The 14,661-nt window shown below is 70.4% G+C and carries 12 protein-coding genes and 1 pseudogene; 6 read left to right on the top strand and 7 right to left on the bottom strand.

Going from position 1 to position 14,661, the window contains the following annotated elements; translation table 11 throughout:
* The first annotated feature begins 619 nt into the window (after window positions 1-619).
* Window positions 620-850, top strand: a complete 231-nt coding sequence (locus tag ACTWO6_RS14515) for a DUF2188 domain-containing protein (protein ID WP_446220137.1) — start codon at window positions 620-622, stop codon at window positions 848-850.
* Window positions 851-1,241: 391 nt separating this feature from the next.
* Here ACTWO6_RS14515 and ACTWO6_RS14510 read toward each other — a convergent pair whose 3' ends face one another.
* The 3 genes from ACTWO6_RS14510 to ACTWO6_RS14500 all read right to left on the bottom strand — a co-directional run bounded on the left by ACTWO6_RS14510 (window position 1,242) and on the right by ACTWO6_RS14500 (window position 7,618).
* Complete coding sequence (locus ACTWO6_RS14510) at window positions 1,242-5,942, bottom strand: outer membrane protein assembly factor BamB family protein (RefSeq protein ID WP_446220136.1); 4,701 nt, start codon at window positions 5,940-5,942, stop codon at window positions 1,242-1,244.
* Between the two features lie 34 nt (window positions 5,943-5,976).
* Entirely contained in the window at window positions 5,977-7,107 is a 1,131-nt protein-coding gene (locus tag ACTWO6_RS14505) for a HupE/UreJ family protein (RefSeq protein ID WP_446220134.1), read from the bottom strand.
* Between the two features lie 166 nt (window positions 7,108-7,273).
* Window positions 7,274-7,618 carry a VanZ family protein gene (locus tag ACTWO6_RS14500; RefSeq protein WP_446220133.1) on the bottom strand — a complete coding sequence of 115 codons (345 nt, stop codon included), beginning with the start codon at window positions 7,616-7,618 and terminating at the stop codon, window positions 7,274-7,276.
* A gap of 402 nt (window positions 7,619-8,020) precedes the next feature.
* On the opposite strand from ACTWO6_RS14500, the gene ACTWO6_RS14495 reads away from it, so the two are divergent.
* Window positions 8,021-8,281 (top strand): winged helix-turn-helix transcriptional regulator, encoded by a 261-nt coding sequence (locus ACTWO6_RS14495; RefSeq protein ID WP_446220132.1) that lies wholly within the window; start codon window positions 8,021-8,023, stop codon window positions 8,279-8,281.
* Between the two features lie 125 nt (window positions 8,282-8,406).
* Here the strand turns inward: ACTWO6_RS14495 and ACTWO6_RS14490 are convergent, their stop codons facing one another.
* A complete protein-coding gene (locus tag ACTWO6_RS14490; RefSeq protein ID WP_446220131.1) occupies window positions 8,407-9,030 on the bottom strand; it encodes a dihydrofolate reductase family protein in 624 nt (207 codons plus the stop codon).
* A 214-nt stretch (window positions 9,031-9,244) separates the two neighbouring features.
* Entirely contained in the window at window positions 9,245-10,144 is a 900-nt protein-coding gene (locus ACTWO6_RS14485) for an alpha/beta hydrolase (RefSeq protein ID WP_446220130.1), read from the bottom strand.
* Between the two features lie 85 nt (window positions 10,145-10,229).
* On the opposite strand from ACTWO6_RS14485, the gene ACTWO6_RS14480 reads away from it, so the two are divergent.
* A complete protein-coding gene (locus tag ACTWO6_RS14480; protein WP_446220129.1) occupies window positions 10,230-10,985 on the top strand; it encodes a PIG-L deacetylase family protein in 756 nt (251 codons plus the stop codon).
* 948 nt (window positions 10,986-11,933) lie between these two features.
* Here the strand turns inward: ACTWO6_RS14480 and ACTWO6_RS14475 are convergent.
* Window positions 11,934-12,557 carry a TetR/AcrR family transcriptional regulator gene (locus ACTWO6_RS14475; RefSeq protein ID WP_446220128.1) on the bottom strand — a complete coding sequence of 208 codons (624 nt, stop codon included), beginning with the start codon at window positions 12,555-12,557 and terminating at the stop codon, window positions 11,934-11,936.
* Between the two features lie 130 nt (window positions 12,558-12,687).
* Between ACTWO6_RS14475 and ACTWO6_RS14470 the strand changes: the two genes are divergently transcribed.
* Window positions 12,688-13,599 carry a TIGR03620 family F420-dependent LLM class oxidoreductase gene (locus ACTWO6_RS14470; protein WP_446220127.1) on the top strand — a complete coding sequence of 304 codons (912 nt, stop codon included), beginning with the start codon at window positions 12,688-12,690 and terminating at the stop codon, window positions 13,597-13,599.
* Window positions 13,600-13,688: 89 nt separating this feature from the next.
* The gene (locus ACTWO6_RS14465) at window positions 13,689-13,889 is read left to right on the top strand and encodes an SDR family NAD(P)-dependent oxidoreductase (RefSeq protein WP_446220126.1); all 201 of its coding nucleotides are present in this window, start codon (window positions 13,689-13,691) and stop codon (window positions 13,887-13,889) included.
* A gap of 38 nt (window positions 13,890-13,927) precedes the next feature.
* On the opposite strand, the pseudogene ACTWO6_RS14460 reads toward ACTWO6_RS14465, so the two are convergent.
* Window positions 13,928-14,035: pseudogene (locus ACTWO6_RS14460) on the bottom strand (hypothetical protein); the annotation flags it as partial.
* 214 nt (window positions 14,036-14,249) lie between these two features.
* Here ACTWO6_RS14460 and ACTWO6_RS14455 point away from each other — a divergent pair.
* Complete coding sequence (locus tag ACTWO6_RS14455; RefSeq protein ID WP_446220125.1) at window positions 14,250-14,621, top strand: nuclear transport factor 2 family protein; 372 nt, start codon at window positions 14,250-14,252, stop codon at window positions 14,619-14,621.
* The last annotated feature ends 40 nt before the right edge of the window (window positions 14,622-14,661 follow it).

Genomic DNA, 14,661 nt, shown 5'->3' with positions numbered 1-14,661 from the left:
TTGACCTCAAACTCGGCAACCAAAGCCGGTAAGGGTGGGCACGAGGTGAACCAGGACGATGAGGTCTGGTCGGGCGGCTCCGAGGCGACACGGTTGCTGTACCTGCCCTGCTGGACCTGCACTTCCTCGAATTGACGACCTGGCTGTCCGTCACGTCGCGCCCGTCTACCTCGATATGATGCGGCTCAACGCGGTCGGGCAGGGGCCGGAGTTGCTCTCGGACATCGCAGCTGCGAGCCAAGCCCTCACCGCATCCGACGTGGCCAAACTCTTGCGCGATGGCTGGCGCGAGCGGGTCATGGATGCTTGGTATGCGGTCCGGGTGGGCGGCCCCGACGTGACGGCCGCTGTTCTCCACGCCCTGGCCACGTCCCGGTGGCCAGCGTTCCCTGCCATCCGGGGCTGACCCTGATCGAGGTTCGCGATGCCTTCTTGCTGCCTCGCTGCTGCCCGATGCGACGGCCTCGATCCTGCTGTACCAGATTTCGGCGTCCGACACTCCTCCCGGATCATCCCTTCGACTGCTGTCGTCGCAGAGCCGTGCGACAGACGTTTGGGGGAGGATCCGGCTTGGGCAGATAGTCGTGACTGACCACGCCGACCAGGGAGGCCACGACTCATGGCGAAGAGCGACATCGAGACGTACTACGAGGATGGGCAGTGGAAGAATCGTCCGGAGGGCAACCAGCGCGCGAGCACGGTGCACGACACCAAGGCAGAAGCGGAAGCCGCGGGCCGGCAGACGGCGACTGAGCGCGACGTCGAGCACGTGATCAAGAAGAAAGACGGCACCATTGGCGAGAAGAACACCTATCCCCGTAGCCGCGACCCTCGCGAGACCAAGGGCTGAGCTGTTTGTCCCTGTCAGCACGACTGGCGTCCAACTGAGCGGCCACCGAACAGTCCACGAAGGCCGGCGAGAGGCCCTCTGCTGACAATTTGATCGTGCCGACCTGCAACAAGAGGCGCCAACCGATGGCGCGGTGACGTCCGGATGCTGGACGCCACCGCGCCAGCCGGAACAGTGGGCGTCGGCTCGGCCCGCGGCTGAAAGAGCGGGGAATTGAGCAGCTCTCGACGAACGTCGACCTGCGGCACCACTACGCCTCTCGATCGGCGCCCGCACCGTCGTGGTGATGCGGTCCACCTGACGTGACCCGCCGCATTGTTCTGGCGGCTCGGCGCACGGGGCCGGCCCGGTTGGAGTCCGGGCCGGCCCCGTGCGGTGGGGTGCGTGTGTGTTACGGCGCGGGGACGCCGTCGAGGATGCCCACCGCGTCGGTGCCCGGGGTGACGACGAGCTTGCGGGTGAGGGTGTATGAGCCACCCGCCGGCACGTCGACGTTGAACCGACTCATCACCCAGTTGCCCGCGGCGTAGACGTCGAAGGCGCTGGCCGGCGTGCCGTAGACGAGACCGAAGACCTGCGGGTCGGTCCCGGTCATGCCGATGTACGGCTTGGTCGGGGCGTACGCCGCCGTCGCACCCGGCGTCACGAGGCCGGCGCCCGGGATGACACTGGCCTGGCCGGCCGCGTCGTGGTCCATCGCGTCACCGGTCCACACGCTGAGTGGAGCCGAGCCGGAGTTGCTCAGCTCCGTCGAGACCGTGGCGAAGTTGTCGCCCGGCTTCAGCGTGTACGTCGTCGTCGCCGTCAGACCCGTGAAGCCCTTGACCGGCCCGGACACCCGGACGACGGCCTTGTCGCCGGTCGCCTGCACGATCTGGACGTCGGTCGCCGCCACCGACCGGTTGTCCCACGCGCTGTCGCCGGTCGGCTGGATTGCCGAGACGTAGGGCAGGTTGATCCAGTCGAACTGGTCGGCCATGCCACGGACGGCGATGTCGACCGGCTTGCCGCGGGTGCCACCGGAGAGCTGCGAGTCGTTGTAGGCGTCGGCGATCGCCATCGAGAGCTTGTCGTTCTCGAGCATGACGTCGCCGTAGCCCGCCTCGACCAGACCCGAGCCGATCTGCTTGCCGTAGCTCGCCTCGACCGTGACCGGGCTCAGCGCGACGTCGGCGACGCCGCTGCCCACCGCCGGCACGGTGACCGTGCCGGTGGCCGTCTGGTAGCCCAGCTTGGACACCCGGACGTCGTACTGACCGGTCGGGGCCTTGACGAGGTACTTGCCCTGGGCGTCGGTGCTCGTGGTCGCGACCACCGTGCCGGCCTGCTCGAGGGCGACCCGGGCACCGGAGACGGCGGCGCCGCCCCCGGTGATCGTGCCGGCCGCGCGAGCGGCGTCCGGGACGGCCGCGTCGTGCAGGTCGATCTCGTCGGCCCAGTTCGCGATGTTGCGGGTGGGGTCGCCACCGGCGGTCGCGTAGTCGGTCAGGTGGTAGAAGCTGAACTGCTTGGTCGCACCGGGCGCCATCGTGGCGTCGTAGTAGAGGCCCTCGACGTAGCCGTACGCACCGACCGCGGTCGGCATGTCCAGTGCCCACGCGAGACCGTGGGCGGCCTGGCCGTTCGTGGTGGCCGCGTCAGCACCGACGTAGACGTAGTTCCCGGTCCAGCCCGAAGTCTTCAGACCCGGGTTGATGCCGCTGAACCCGGGGATCCGGCCGTTGTCGACCGAGCTGTCGGGGTCGATCATGTAGTTGAAGTAGCCCTGGTAGCCCGTCGTGCCGGTGTTGGTCAGCTTGACCGTCATCTTCACGATCGGAGCGTCGGGCAGGGTCTCGTAGCGGACCTGCGCCTTGATGGCCGGGTTCGCCCGGTACTGACCGTTGCCGACCACGGCAGCGCCGTCGACCGCGAGGTCGGGCAGGTCGAGCTGGTCGTTCGGCCGGTCCCACGAGTCGGGCGGCGTGAGGCTCGGACGCAGCAGCATCTCGCCCCAGTCGAGGGTCTCGGCGCCGTTGGCGTCGTTGAGCATGAGGTCCGACAGCGCGCCCTGGCCCAGACCGCCGACGCCGTTGTTGCCGGCGGCGTACGGCGTCACGGACGCCCGGATCTTGTCGTTGGCCAGGTAGTAGTACTCCTTGCCGGTGACGACGTCCGTACGCGTGCTGCCGTTGCCGTAGTCCGGCGCGTACGTCGACTTGCCGGCGACCGGGTGGGTCACCTTGATCAGCTTGAGGTCGGCCGTCGCGTTGCCGGTGGTGCCGACCGTGACGCTGGCCGCCGAGCGGTCGTCGGCGATCAGGCCGCGCTTGGCCGCCGTGACGGTCCAGGTCGACTCCGGCAGGCCGATCCGGTAGTGGCCCTGGGCGTCGGTGCTGGTCACCGCGGTGTCCTGGCCGGCGGCGACGGCGGTGACCTTCGCGCCGGCGATCGGAGCGCCCGTCTCCGGGTCGCTGACCGTGCCGGTCACGGTCGCCCAGCGCTGCGCGGACTCGCCGCCCGGCACGTAGGCGTAGAGGTTGCCGTCCCAGGCGCCCGTCACGACGGTGTTGCCGCTGGCGGCCGGGCCGGCGCCCACCCAGGTGCCGATCTCGTGGCTCCACAGGATCTGGCCGGTGTCGGTGGCCAGGGCGTAGAACTTGCCGTTGTTGGCACCGACGAAGAGCGTGTCGCCGGCCACGACCGGGCTGGACATGACGCCACCGTGGTAGATGTCGCCGGGCAGCACCCGCTCCCAGAAGACGTTGCCGGTCCGGGCGTCGAGGGCGACGACGGCGCCGCTCGGGAAGCCCATGTAGACGACGCCGTCCTTGACGGCCGCGGCGCTCGGGGTCGAGCCGCTCGAGACGAGCGAGGAGCGCGAGCTCCGGTAGGTCCACAGCGTCGCGCCGGTCTTGGCGTCACGAGCGGCGATGCCGTTGTTGGCGCCGATGAAGACCTTGCCCTCGGCCGCGGTCGGTACGCCGTCCTGCCAGCTGCCGAGCGACTCGGCTCCAGTCCACTTCCGGGCGCCGGTGGCCAGGTCGTAGGCGAGCACGCGGTCGGCGGTCTCGTTGCCGACGTACACGGTGCCGTCCATGACGGCGGGCGTGCCGTCGCTCATGGTCGCGCCGGACATCGGGGAGGCCCAGATCTGCGCGCCGGTGCGGGTGTCGAGCGCCTTGAGAACGCCCTGGCTGCCAATGCCAAAGCGGGCCTGGTAGGGCCAGAGCACGGTGTGGCCGGAGACGGCCGGCGAGTAGTAGCCGTAGGTGCGCTGGTTGTTCGGGGCCGGCGCCTGCTCGGGCACGGCCTTCCAGCGCAGCTCGCCGGTCACCGCGTCCACGGCGTAGAGCTCCGAGCCGAGGGTCGGCGCGAAGATCAGGCCGTCGCCGTAGGCGAGGCTGCCGTGGATCGACTGCGGCACCTCGACGTTCCACAGCTCCTTGCCGTTCTTGAGCTGGACGGCGTGGATCCGGCTGTTGCCGTCGCCGTTTTCGTCGCGGGTGCCCGCGTAGACGACACCGTCGTGGATGACCGGCGACCCGGTGAGGAAGGTGCCGTTGGTGCGGAAGCTCCAGGCCAGGCGGCGGCCGGCCTCCTGCGCCGGCGCGACACCGGAGTGGGCCTCGTTGCCGTGGTGCTGGTCCCAGTCACCGCCGGCGACCGGCTCGAGCGCCGGCTCGTCGGTGAGGGTGAAGTCCGCCGACTTGGTCCAGGTCTTGCCCGCCGCGTCTACCACCTTCACGTCGATGCTGTGCTCACCGACCGTCTGCAGGCTGTCGGGCAGGTTGCTCTGCCAGGTGAACTCGCCGCTGTGGTGCAGCGGCATCCAGTTCTTGTCGCCGGCGATCCGGTAGCGCGCCGAGACGACCTCGTCGCCGGTGTCGTAGGCGTTGATCTGGATGCCCGGGAACTTCGCCGCCGGCACCTTCGAGCCCGGCGCGGGGCTGACGATGGTGAGGTGCTCGTTCTCGCCGTACATCCGGAACGGGTTGTCGAAGCCCGGACCCGCCATGTGGATGTAGCGGAAGCCGCGGGGCGCGTTGTCGATCGTGTAGGAGCTCGACACGGTCTGGATGTGCTTGGCGGTCGAGGCGAACGCCGAGTGGTTCTCGACGTGGTTGGAGTGCTCGTGGCCGACCAGGATCAGCTGCGCCTTGTAGTGCTCGAGCACGTCACCGAAGGCGTCGTACGTCGACGGCGAGCCGAACGGGACGTTCATCGGCTGGTGGGTGAGGACGACGACCTCGATGTCGTTGGTCGGGTCGTCGTCGAGCGGAACGCTCGCGGCGAGGTCGTCCTTGAGCCAGTTCAGCTCCTCGTCGAACGGCGCCGAGCCGTTGTTCTCGAGCACCACGAAGTGCCGGTTGCCGTAGTTGAACGAGTACCACTCCGGGCCGACGTTCTTGCGATAGTTGTCGATCTTGTCCGCGTACGCCGACCCGCTCGCGTACTCGTGGTTGCCGACGGCCGGCCACACGCCGACGGCCGACTGCTGGGTGCCGCGACGATACGTGTCGAACTGCCCCTGGCTGGCGTCGTTGGTGAGGTCGCCGCTGACCGCGATGAAGCGCAGGTCGGTGCCCGTGGAGTTGATCTCGCGGATCTGGTCGGGCAGCTGTGCGTTGACGTGCGGGTCGGCGATGTTGGCCCAGGAGAAGGTGTCGCCGTCGGAGAGGTCGTCACGGACGAGCGCGAAGTCCGCGGTCGGCGTGGCGTCGTCGGCGAGCTGGCCGAGCTTGGCCCAGAACCTCGGCTCCTTGTACTGGTCCAGGCCGAACCGGTAGCCCCGCGGCTGGCCGGCCCACACGATGTCCGTCTTGCGACGGTCGATGGAGATCGTCAGCGAGTAGGAACCGTCGGCGGCGGTCGTGGTGGCGACGTTGCCGTCGGAGACGCGCACGCCGGCCAGGCCGACCTCGTCGGGGTTGCGCTGGCCGTCGCCGTTGGCGTCGACGTACACGACGCCGCTGACGGTGGCCTCCGGCGGGTCGATGGCGGCCGCCGCGTACGACGTGAGCGGGCCCGCCACGACGCTGGCGGCGAGCCCCAGCGTGGTGGCGTACAGGACGACGCGCAGGCGCGCGCGTGTCCAGGTGAACGCGGACATCGGGATCCTTCGGGGTGGGGGCGGGAGGTGGGTGTCAGGTCAGGAGCGGGGAGCGTTCGACGAACCAGACCAGACCGGCACCGGCGACGGCGACGGTCGCCGCGACGGTGCCGAGCGTGAGGGCGCGAGCGGCGACCGGCGTGGTCGCGGCCCTGCGCAGGAACAGCAGCGCCGGGAAGGTGAGCGCGATGATCGTCAACTGGGCGAGTTCGATGCCGACGTTGAAGGAGACCAGGTCGGCCAGCGTCGAGGCCGACAGCGGCCCGTCGACGCTGAGCGCGCCCGCGAAGCCGAGCCCGTGCAGCAGCCCGAAGCCGAAGGCCACGGGCAGCCGGTGGCTCGTCCTCGGCGAGAGCAGGTTGTCGAGCGCGACGAACGCGATCGACAGCGCGATGAGCGGCTCGACGATCCACCCGGGCACGCTGACCCAGCCGATCGCGGCCAGCACCAGGGTCACCGAGTGTGCGACCGTGAAGGCCGTGGCGACCTCGACGACGTCGCGCAGCCGCTTCGCGCCCAGCAGCAGCGCCAGCAGGAACAGCACGTGGTCGAGCCCGAAGAGCAGGTGCTCCGCCCCGAGCCGGACGAACCGCGGGATCTCGCTGAGCAGGTCGGTGCGCCCCACCGTGACGCTGGTGCGGGCGGTGTCGAGCAACGTCGAACCGCGGCGGCCGTCGATGTCGTAGGCCACCATCGTGGTGGTGTCGTCGATGACGCCGTCGGAGACGCGGAAGATGTCGCTGCGGACGGTGAGCGCGCCGGACGCCGGGCAGTCGTAGGCGAGCGCGACCCGCACCGCGCCGGAGTCGGCGAGTTCGACGCGGGCGTCGTCCTCAGCGGTGCACCCGATCGAGCCGCGGCTCAGCCGCAGCCGCCCGCCGACGTACGCCGCCACGTCGCTCGCGTGCGCGTCCAGCGAGCTGCGCCGCACCTCGGTCGGCACCTCGGCGGCCGCGCCGTCCACGCCGACCGCGTCCGGGCTCAGGGCACCGTCGAGACTCAGCAGCCGGGCGAGGACGTCGTACTCCACGTCGACGACAGCCGCGACGCCGTCGCCCTGGCTGCGCAGGTCGACCGCGACCGAGGTCGCGCGGACGTGGGCCTGCGCCGGAGCGGCGACGAGGAACACGGCAACAAGGGCGGCGAGGAACGCCAGTAGACGCACAGGCAAGCACTTCCGTCGTGGGGGGGCGGTCGTTCCCCAGACCCTGCAGTGCTCGCTCCACACCCGGCAACTCAAGACGGCCCAATTCACCGAACCTTCCGCTGCCGATCACCCACCGGCCGAAAGCCGGGTTTCTGGGCGCCGAAAGCCGGGTTTTTGGGCCCGGCTACGAGGCCCGTGTACGAAGCCGGGTGAACCCGGCGGCGATCCCGACGCCCAGGGCGCACCCGCACGAGTTGAACATGACGTCGTCGACGTCGGCGGCGCGGCTCAACAGCAACTGGCCGAGCTCGATGAGCAGCGACAGGCCCGCACCCGCCGCGACCGCCGCCCCCGCCTGCGGCAGCACCACGCGCAGCAGCCATCCCACGGGGACGAACATCGCGACGTTCCCGACGATGTTGACGATCCCGAGCCCCCGGTTGCCGTTGTCCCATTCGTCGCGGATCTCGGCACCGGGGCGCAGGTTCAACGTGCCAGCCGCGGAGTCTGGTCGCAGGGTCGCGACCACGACGGCTGCGACGACCAGCCCGAGCAGGAGGTACGCCGTCTGCGCGGTCCGCCGCAGCGGGGTCAGTCAGGGCGCCGAGCTGCATCAAGATGAAGGCGAGCCTTTGCGGCGATTCGAAGGTTGTCGTAGGCCTCGTCAAGAGCCTTGCCTGGCTTGCCTCCGAGCGGCAAACCGGAGGCGACGACCCCGTCCGCGAGCGTCCGCAACTCCGACGTCAGATGACGCAGCTCCATCGCCTAACCCGTTCGACCGTCCCTTGTGCAAAATCCACCGGGTTAGAGTTGCCCGACCTTTGCGCTACCTGGAGGACACCGCCGGCATGTCCCGACCCGCCCTCGCCTTTCTTCCCGACCCGGCCCTGGCGGCGCTGGGCGTGGTGGGCGCCACCCATCTGGCGCTCGCGTGCTCGAGCGCCGTCCCTACGACCGGCGACCGCGCTACGAGTACGTCCTGACGGAGAAGGGCGGCGAGCTTGTCGACCTGCTCATGGTCATGACCGGCTGGGGAGACAAGTGGCTCGCGGGCGAGGCTGGCCCGCCAGTGCTGTACCGCCACCACGCGTGCGGCGAGGTCAGCGGTGTCGACCTACGCAGCGCCCACTGCGGCGAGCCGATGCACGCAAACGACGTCGACCCGCTGCCAGGCTCCGGCGCAGCCGTGTGACCGAGACGAGCCCAGAGCCACTGCCGGTCTTGACGGCCCAACAGCATCCGCGACCGCCGTCGGGCGCGCCCCCGGTTCGTCGACCCCTGCGTGCCCTGCGGGTGGGCCTCCCCGCCACGACGGGATCAACGCACGACGGCGTACCGCACATGAACGGCGTACGGCGAGTGGTGGACCGCAAGGATCTTGAGGTCGATATCGCGGTCGAAGCCCTCGAAGAGCCGCTTTCCCCGGCCGAGGACGACCGGAGCGGTAGTGATGCCTAGCTCGTCGATCACCCCCGCCGTGAGCGCCTGCCGGATGATGTCAGCGCCCCCGCCAATGGCGACGCCGCTGTCGCCCGCCGCCCGCCGGGCCGCCGCCAACGCCTCCTCGAACCCGTTGACCATGAGGAAACCGGTGCTCGGGTCGGGCTGGTCGGCGGTGCGATGGGTGAGCACGACCATGGTGCCTCCGAACGGATTCCGGCCGCCCCAGGCCCCGGCGCTGTCGTACATGCCCCGGCCGCACAGGCCGGCGCTCGTCCCCTCGAGCAGCGCGTCGAAGTACGCACGGTCCGCGTCGGTCATGCCGGCGCCGGGCTCGCGCTCCGTCTCGTAGGTCCACGGGCCGCCCATCACCCAGTAGTGGAGCCGCTCGCCGCCGATGCCGAGCCCCTGGCCCTCGCGATCGCCGGGAGCGGTGACGTAGCCGTCCAGTGACACGGTGATGGCGGCCTTCACCGGGCCTCGCCGTTCGGTGGTGCTCATGCTTCCTCCTGTGACGGATATCGGAGACATCGGACCTAGCAGAGACTGCCCGCCGGCGCTGGACTCATCGGTCCGCTTCGTCGAGCTTGGGTGAGGTCGAGCTTGGGCTGTGCGTTCTCGGCGCCATACCGCTCGGCTGATCGCGGCTGGGCCGGGAATGTCCTGGTTGCCGCTTCAGCCTGCCGGATATGGTTTTCGGCCCGTACTGACCCTTTCACCAACGGTGCAGCACAGCGGCCAGCTGGGCCAGGGCGACATGGGCGGCGTCGAATAGGGCCAGTTTCCGCGGGAAGTTGTGGATGAGCCCCTGGTACCGGGCTGCGGTGACGGGAACGCCGGCCGCCAGCAGCCCGGCGGCGTACCGTTCGCCCTCGATGGACAACAGGTCGAGCTCGGCGGTGATGACCACGGCGGGGGGCAGGCCGGTCAGGTCGGCCCGCAGTGGGTCCAGATCCGGCTGCCTACGGTCCACGCCGGATGGCGCGAACGCGTCCCAGAAGAACCGCATCTCCTCCCGGTCCAGGCCGTACTCGTCGAGGGCCGGATAGTCGGCCGCCGGGTCGATGACCGGGCAGATGAGGATCTGTCCCGCAAGACGTGTCCCCGCATCCCGGGCGCGCCGAGCGGTCACCGCCGCAAGGTGCCCTCCCGCGGAGTCACCGGCCACCGCCGTCCGGCCCGGGTCGAGGCCGTGCCTTGCCGCCCCGGGTCCGCGCAGCCAGGTGAGCGCGCGCACCATGTCGTCCACCGCGGCCGGATACGGATACTCGGGGGCGAGCCGGTAGTCCACGGAGAGCACCGCCCAGCCGGACTCGGCCGCCAAATGCCGGCACAGCCCGTCGTGGGTGTCCACGCTGCCCATCACCCAGCCCCCGCCGTGCGCAAAGAGGACCACCGGCATGGCGTCGCGGTCGCGGTCGCGGTAGAGGCGGCCGGGTACGCCGCCGGCGTCGACGGTCATCACGGACCGGATCGCCGGTCCGGTGCCGACCTCCGCCGGAGTCGCCTGGACCATGCTCTGCCGTGCCGCCGGCAGGGTCGCCCGGGTGAGCGGGACACGCTGCTGGACCTGCATCGCCGCCCGCGCCTGCGGGTGCAGTCGGCCGGGGTCCACCCACCCAGTATCGCTCGCCCGACGGATCTCCGGGTTGCCGACACGGCGGTGTCGAATCGGCGAAGAGGTCGGTACGGTGTGGACCGTGGACGAGCTTCTACCGGCGCTGCCGGAGGACTGGGACCGCTGCCTAGCGGTGGCCGCACACCCTGATGACATCGAGTACGGCGCCGCTTCGGCGATCGCCCGCTGGACCGCACAGGGCAAGCAGGTCACCTACCTGCTGGCCACGCGCGGCGAGGCAGGAATCGACACCATGCGCCCCGACCAGGCGGCACCGTTGCGCGAGCAGGAGCAGCGCGCCGGGGCCCGGGAGGTCGGCGTGGAGGTCGTGGAGTTCCTCGACCACCGCGACGGCGTCGTCGAGTACGGCCCAGACCTGCGCCGCGACATCGTACGGGCGATCCGCCGCCATCGGCCCGAGGTCATCGTCTCGGGCGCCTTCACCGTCCGCATGGTGGGCGGTATGACCAACCAGGCCGACCACCGGGCGGTGGGGCTGGCTGCGCTGGACGCCGCGCGGGACGCGGGCAACCGGTGGATCTTCCCGGAGCTGGTGGACGAGGGGCTGTCTCCCTGGGGTGGCGTGCGCTACGTCTGCTTCGGCGGCGCCGAGCGCCCCACGCACGGGGTGGACGTCACCGGTGAGCCGTTGCAGCGCGGTATCGCCTCACTGGCCGCGCACGCCGAGTACACCAGAGGCCTGGGCGTGGCCGGCCCCGAGCCCGGGCCGCTCCTCACCTGGGCGGCCCGCCAGGGCGGGCCGGCGCTGGGCGTGGAGGCGGCGGTCCTGTTCGACGTTCACACCCTCACCTTCGAGGGCCCACCACCCTGGCTCTGAGCCCTGGCAGAACTCTCTCCGGCGAACGTGTCGCGCGCTCGTAAGCCAGTCCGGCGGCGCGCCAATGACCACCACCGAGGTGGAGAATTCTCCCGGCTTCCCGGGCCACAGCTGATGGACAACCTCCCGCAAGCAGGCCAGCCGCTTCGGCGTCCACGCAGGAGCGGTCAGTGCAGCGCCCGCCCGCGCCATGAGGACGTAGGGTCGGCGCATGCGATGTTGGCCAAGCAGCGCAGACGGTCCGTGGATGTCGTGCGGGTACGCGATCGTCTGTCGCCGTTGCTACAGCGATTGCTACACGTCGTCGCCCCAATTGGGCGGTCGACCCGCGACTGCCGGGTGAAGGAGGATGAGCCACTGCTCGTCGAGATCGATGGTCGCGAGATACGGACCGAAGGCGACGTTCATCGGCTCCTCGGCCGCGCTCTCGACTTCGGTCCGGTGAGCGCTTCGGTGTGAAGCAGGACGCTTCACCCACTCTGACCTGGGAAAATGCAACGCGGCAGGTCGGGGCGATGTCGTTGAGCGCCGTTCGGTGCCGTTGAGTGCAGTTCAACGCCGTTCAGTGCACCCGGATGCTCCCACTGTGCTCCCCGATCCCGGACCCGCATGGACCCACACGTTCAGCCGGGACAGTCTGTCTAACGCAGGGCCGTCCGCCCCCGCGGCACGGAGCGCGGCCCGACGGTGGGTAGGGACGGCGAGCGTGCTCGCGGACGCGGCGCATCGTGGGACGCCGACTTGACTCCGCCTGCCGCGACGCTCCGTATCGCGCGGTTCGCGGCAAGAGAGGGCGTTGGCGGAGCAATGACGCGACGGGGCTCGAGTCTCCATCTACATCCCGGTCTGACCTTCCGGCCGCCTCCGTGGCCGGCGGCGGATGACGCGACGTCCGGACGCCGAGGCGCGAGGTGCGCGGCCCGGCGTACGCACGGTGACGCTGAACGTCTACCGGGCGCCGGCGGTAGGGGCGTGGTATGCCGCGGCGGTGAAGGCGCGCAGGGCTATCTCGGCCGACTGTTCCAGTTGGCTGCGCTGCGCGCCGGCTGCCGCGTGGACGGCGTGGCCTTCGGTGACGACGCTGAGGAAGCGGGCCAGCGCGGCGGGGTCGACGTCCGGGGGCAGGTCGCCCTCGTCGACGGCGCGGGCGAAGCGGGTGGCGATGGCCTGCTCGCCGGCCAGCCGGCTGGCCGCGAGGAACTCGGAGATCGCCGCGTTCTCGGCGCCGCAGGCGGTGCCGCCCTGGACGGAGAGGCATCCGGCCGGGCGGTCCGGTCGGGTCAGGGCCACGACGTTGTCCCGTAGCAGGGCCGCCGCCACCTCGTGGGCCGTGGGCTGGTCCAGCGCGTCGCGCGCGTACGCCACCTCGACGTCCGCGTACCGGGCCACGACCTTGCGGAACAGTCCCTCCTTATTGCCGTAGGCGGCGTACAGGCTGGGCTTGTTGATGCCCATGGCTGCGGTGAGGTCGGTCAGCGAGGTGCCCTCGTAGCCGTGCCGCCAGAACACCTCCATCGCCCGGTCCAGGGCCTGTTCGGTGTCGAATCCGCGCGGTCGTCCGGTCTGGGTCATCTCGTCCACCCCCTCGTGGCACCAACACTACCGCCGCCGAAACCGATCGGTACAAAAGTTTGGGGAATGGCGCCGGGCCCTGCTAGCTTCTTATGTACCGGTCGGTACAGAACTACGGAAGGGGGTCGAGATGGACAACGTGAAACGCACGCTCGGCACGGTCGGGATCTGGAGCATGGAACTGCGCGGGGCCGCCCGGCCCGAGGTCCGCGAGGCCGCCGCCGAGCTGGACCAGCTCGGCTTTCCCGCGCTCTGGATCCCGGGCCTGGACGGCCAGGGGGCGCTGGACGACGTCGAGCACCTGCTGGCCGCCGCGCCGCGCGCCACCGTCGCGCTGGGTGTGCTGTCGATGTGGGGCCAGGACCCGGCCGCGCTCGGCGACCATTGGTCCGCGCTGGATGCGGCGTACGGACCCCGCGCCGTCATGGGCCTCGGGGTCAGCAACGCCAATTCCGCCGCCAACGCCGGCCAGGACTACGGCAAGCCCACCGTGTCGATGGGCCGGTTCCTCGACGGCCTCGACGCCGCACCCCATCCGATCCCGGCCGACCGGCGTCTGCTGGGTGCGTTGGGTCCGAAGATGGTCGATCTGGCCACCGCGCGGACCTCGGGTTGGCACCCGTTCCTGGTCACTCCCGAGTACTCGGCCGTCCAGCGGGCGCGCGTGGGCGACGCCCCGCTCATCGCTCCCCACCTGGCGGTCGTCCTGGACCGCGATCCCGCCCGGGCGCGGGCAGCCGCCCGGGACGGCGTCGGGGTGTTCATCGGCTTCCCCGCCTACCGGTCCAACCTGGCCCGCCTCGGCTTCGGCGAGGAGGACCTGGTCCCGGGCGGCAGCGACCGGCTCATCGACGCCCTGGTCGCCTGGGGCGACCTCGACGCGGTCGCCGGCCGCGTCCAGGCCCACCTGGACGCCGGGGCGGACCACGTCACCCTGCACGTCCTGCGGCCCGACCCCGCCGACGGTGGGGACCTGCCCCGGCGGCAGTGGCGGGAACTCGCCGGGCTGCTGCCCCACTTCACCCCGCGCACCGCGCACTGACCAACCCCGGCTGACCCGCGTGCCCAGCGCCCGGGTCAGCGACGCACGAAACCCATCCCGCACCACCCGAGTTCCAAGGAGTACGACAGATGGCACAGCTCAACGACAAGACCGCCCTGGTCACCGGTGGCACCACCGGCATCGGCCTGGCCGCGGCCCGCCGCTTCGCAGCCGAAGGCGCGCACGTCTTCATCACCGGGCGCCGCCAGCAGCAGCTGGACGAGGCCGTCGCGGCCATCGGTCCGGCTGCCACGGGCATCCGCAGCGACGTGAGCGCGAGGACGAAGTAGACCACGACCCGCGCAGGCAGCAGCTGCAACCGCTTCTCACGCGCTCCGGTCTCCTCCAGCACCGCATCCACCAGCTCAAAGTCCACGATCTGGGTCAGCTCACCCAGATGCCCGGGCGCGTACACACCCGCGGCTGTCGTGATCATCCGCGCGATGACACGCTGCTCCTGCAACGGACCCCTGGTTCTTGATCACATGGCTCGACACCACGTTGATCTACCAGAGGTCCCGTTCCTCATCACTACTGACTTGACGAAGCGCCGATCGGCCAAACGCAACAGTGTTGAGCGTGTAGGGCAGGTAGCGTCAGACTGCCAGCCGGGGCCACAACTCACCCTGCAAGCCAATCCGAAGGACCCCATGAACAGCACCGTCGCCGACCTGATGCGCCGCAACCTCCTCGACGTCTTCAACGAACGGGACCCCGAGCGCCGCAACGCGGCCATAGCGCTGACCTACGCCCAGGACGTCGTGTGGCACGAACCCGACCGCGTCATTCGAGGCCGCGAGGCGCTCGTCCAGCGCGCCACAGAGTTGCTTGCGGAGACCCCGGGCTGGGTCTTCCGGCCCGACGGCCCCGTCTCCGCCCTCGACGACCTAGGCCACCTCGGCTTCCAGTACGGCCCCGCCGGTCAACCGCCCGTCTTCACCGGAATGGACATCGCCCGCTGCAAGGACGGCGTCATCGTAGAGCTCTACACCTTCGTCAGCGGGAGCAGCCAACCGTCCTAGGCGGTGTCTTCAAAGGATCTTGGTGTCGGATGATGTAGCG

Source organism: Micromonospora sp. IBHARD004, from assembly GCF_052814115.1.
This window is presented reverse-complemented; position numbering and strand designations above follow the sequence as displayed.

Bases quoted from the DNA above. Each gene is read 5' to 3' on its own strand.
- ACTWO6_RS14515 (WP_446220137.1), top strand. From the start codon at position 620: ATGGCGAAGAGCGACATCGAGACGTACTACGAGGATGGGCAGTGGAAG.
- ACTWO6_RS14510 (WP_446220136.1), bottom strand. From the start codon at position 5,942: ATGTCCGCGTTCACCTGGACACGCGCGCGCCTGCGCGTCGTCCTGTAC.
- ACTWO6_RS14490 (WP_446220131.1), bottom strand. From the start codon at position 9,030: ATGAGCACCACCGAACGGCGAGGCCCGGTGAAGGCCGCCATCACCGTG.
- ACTWO6_RS14475 (WP_446220128.1), bottom strand. From the start codon at position 12,557: ATGACCCAGACCGGACGACCGCGCGGATTCGACACCGAACAGGCCCTG.
- ACTWO6_RS14470 (WP_446220127.1), top strand. From the start codon at position 12,688: ATGGACAACGTGAAACGCACGCTCGGCACGGTCGGGATCTGGAGCATG.
- ACTWO6_RS14465 (WP_446220126.1), top strand. From the start codon at position 13,689: ATGGCACAGCTCAACGACAAGACCGCCCTGGTCACCGGTGGCACCACC.
- ACTWO6_RS14455 (WP_446220125.1), top strand. From the start codon at position 14,250: ATGAACAGCACCGTCGCCGACCTGATGCGCCGCAACCTCCTCGACGTC.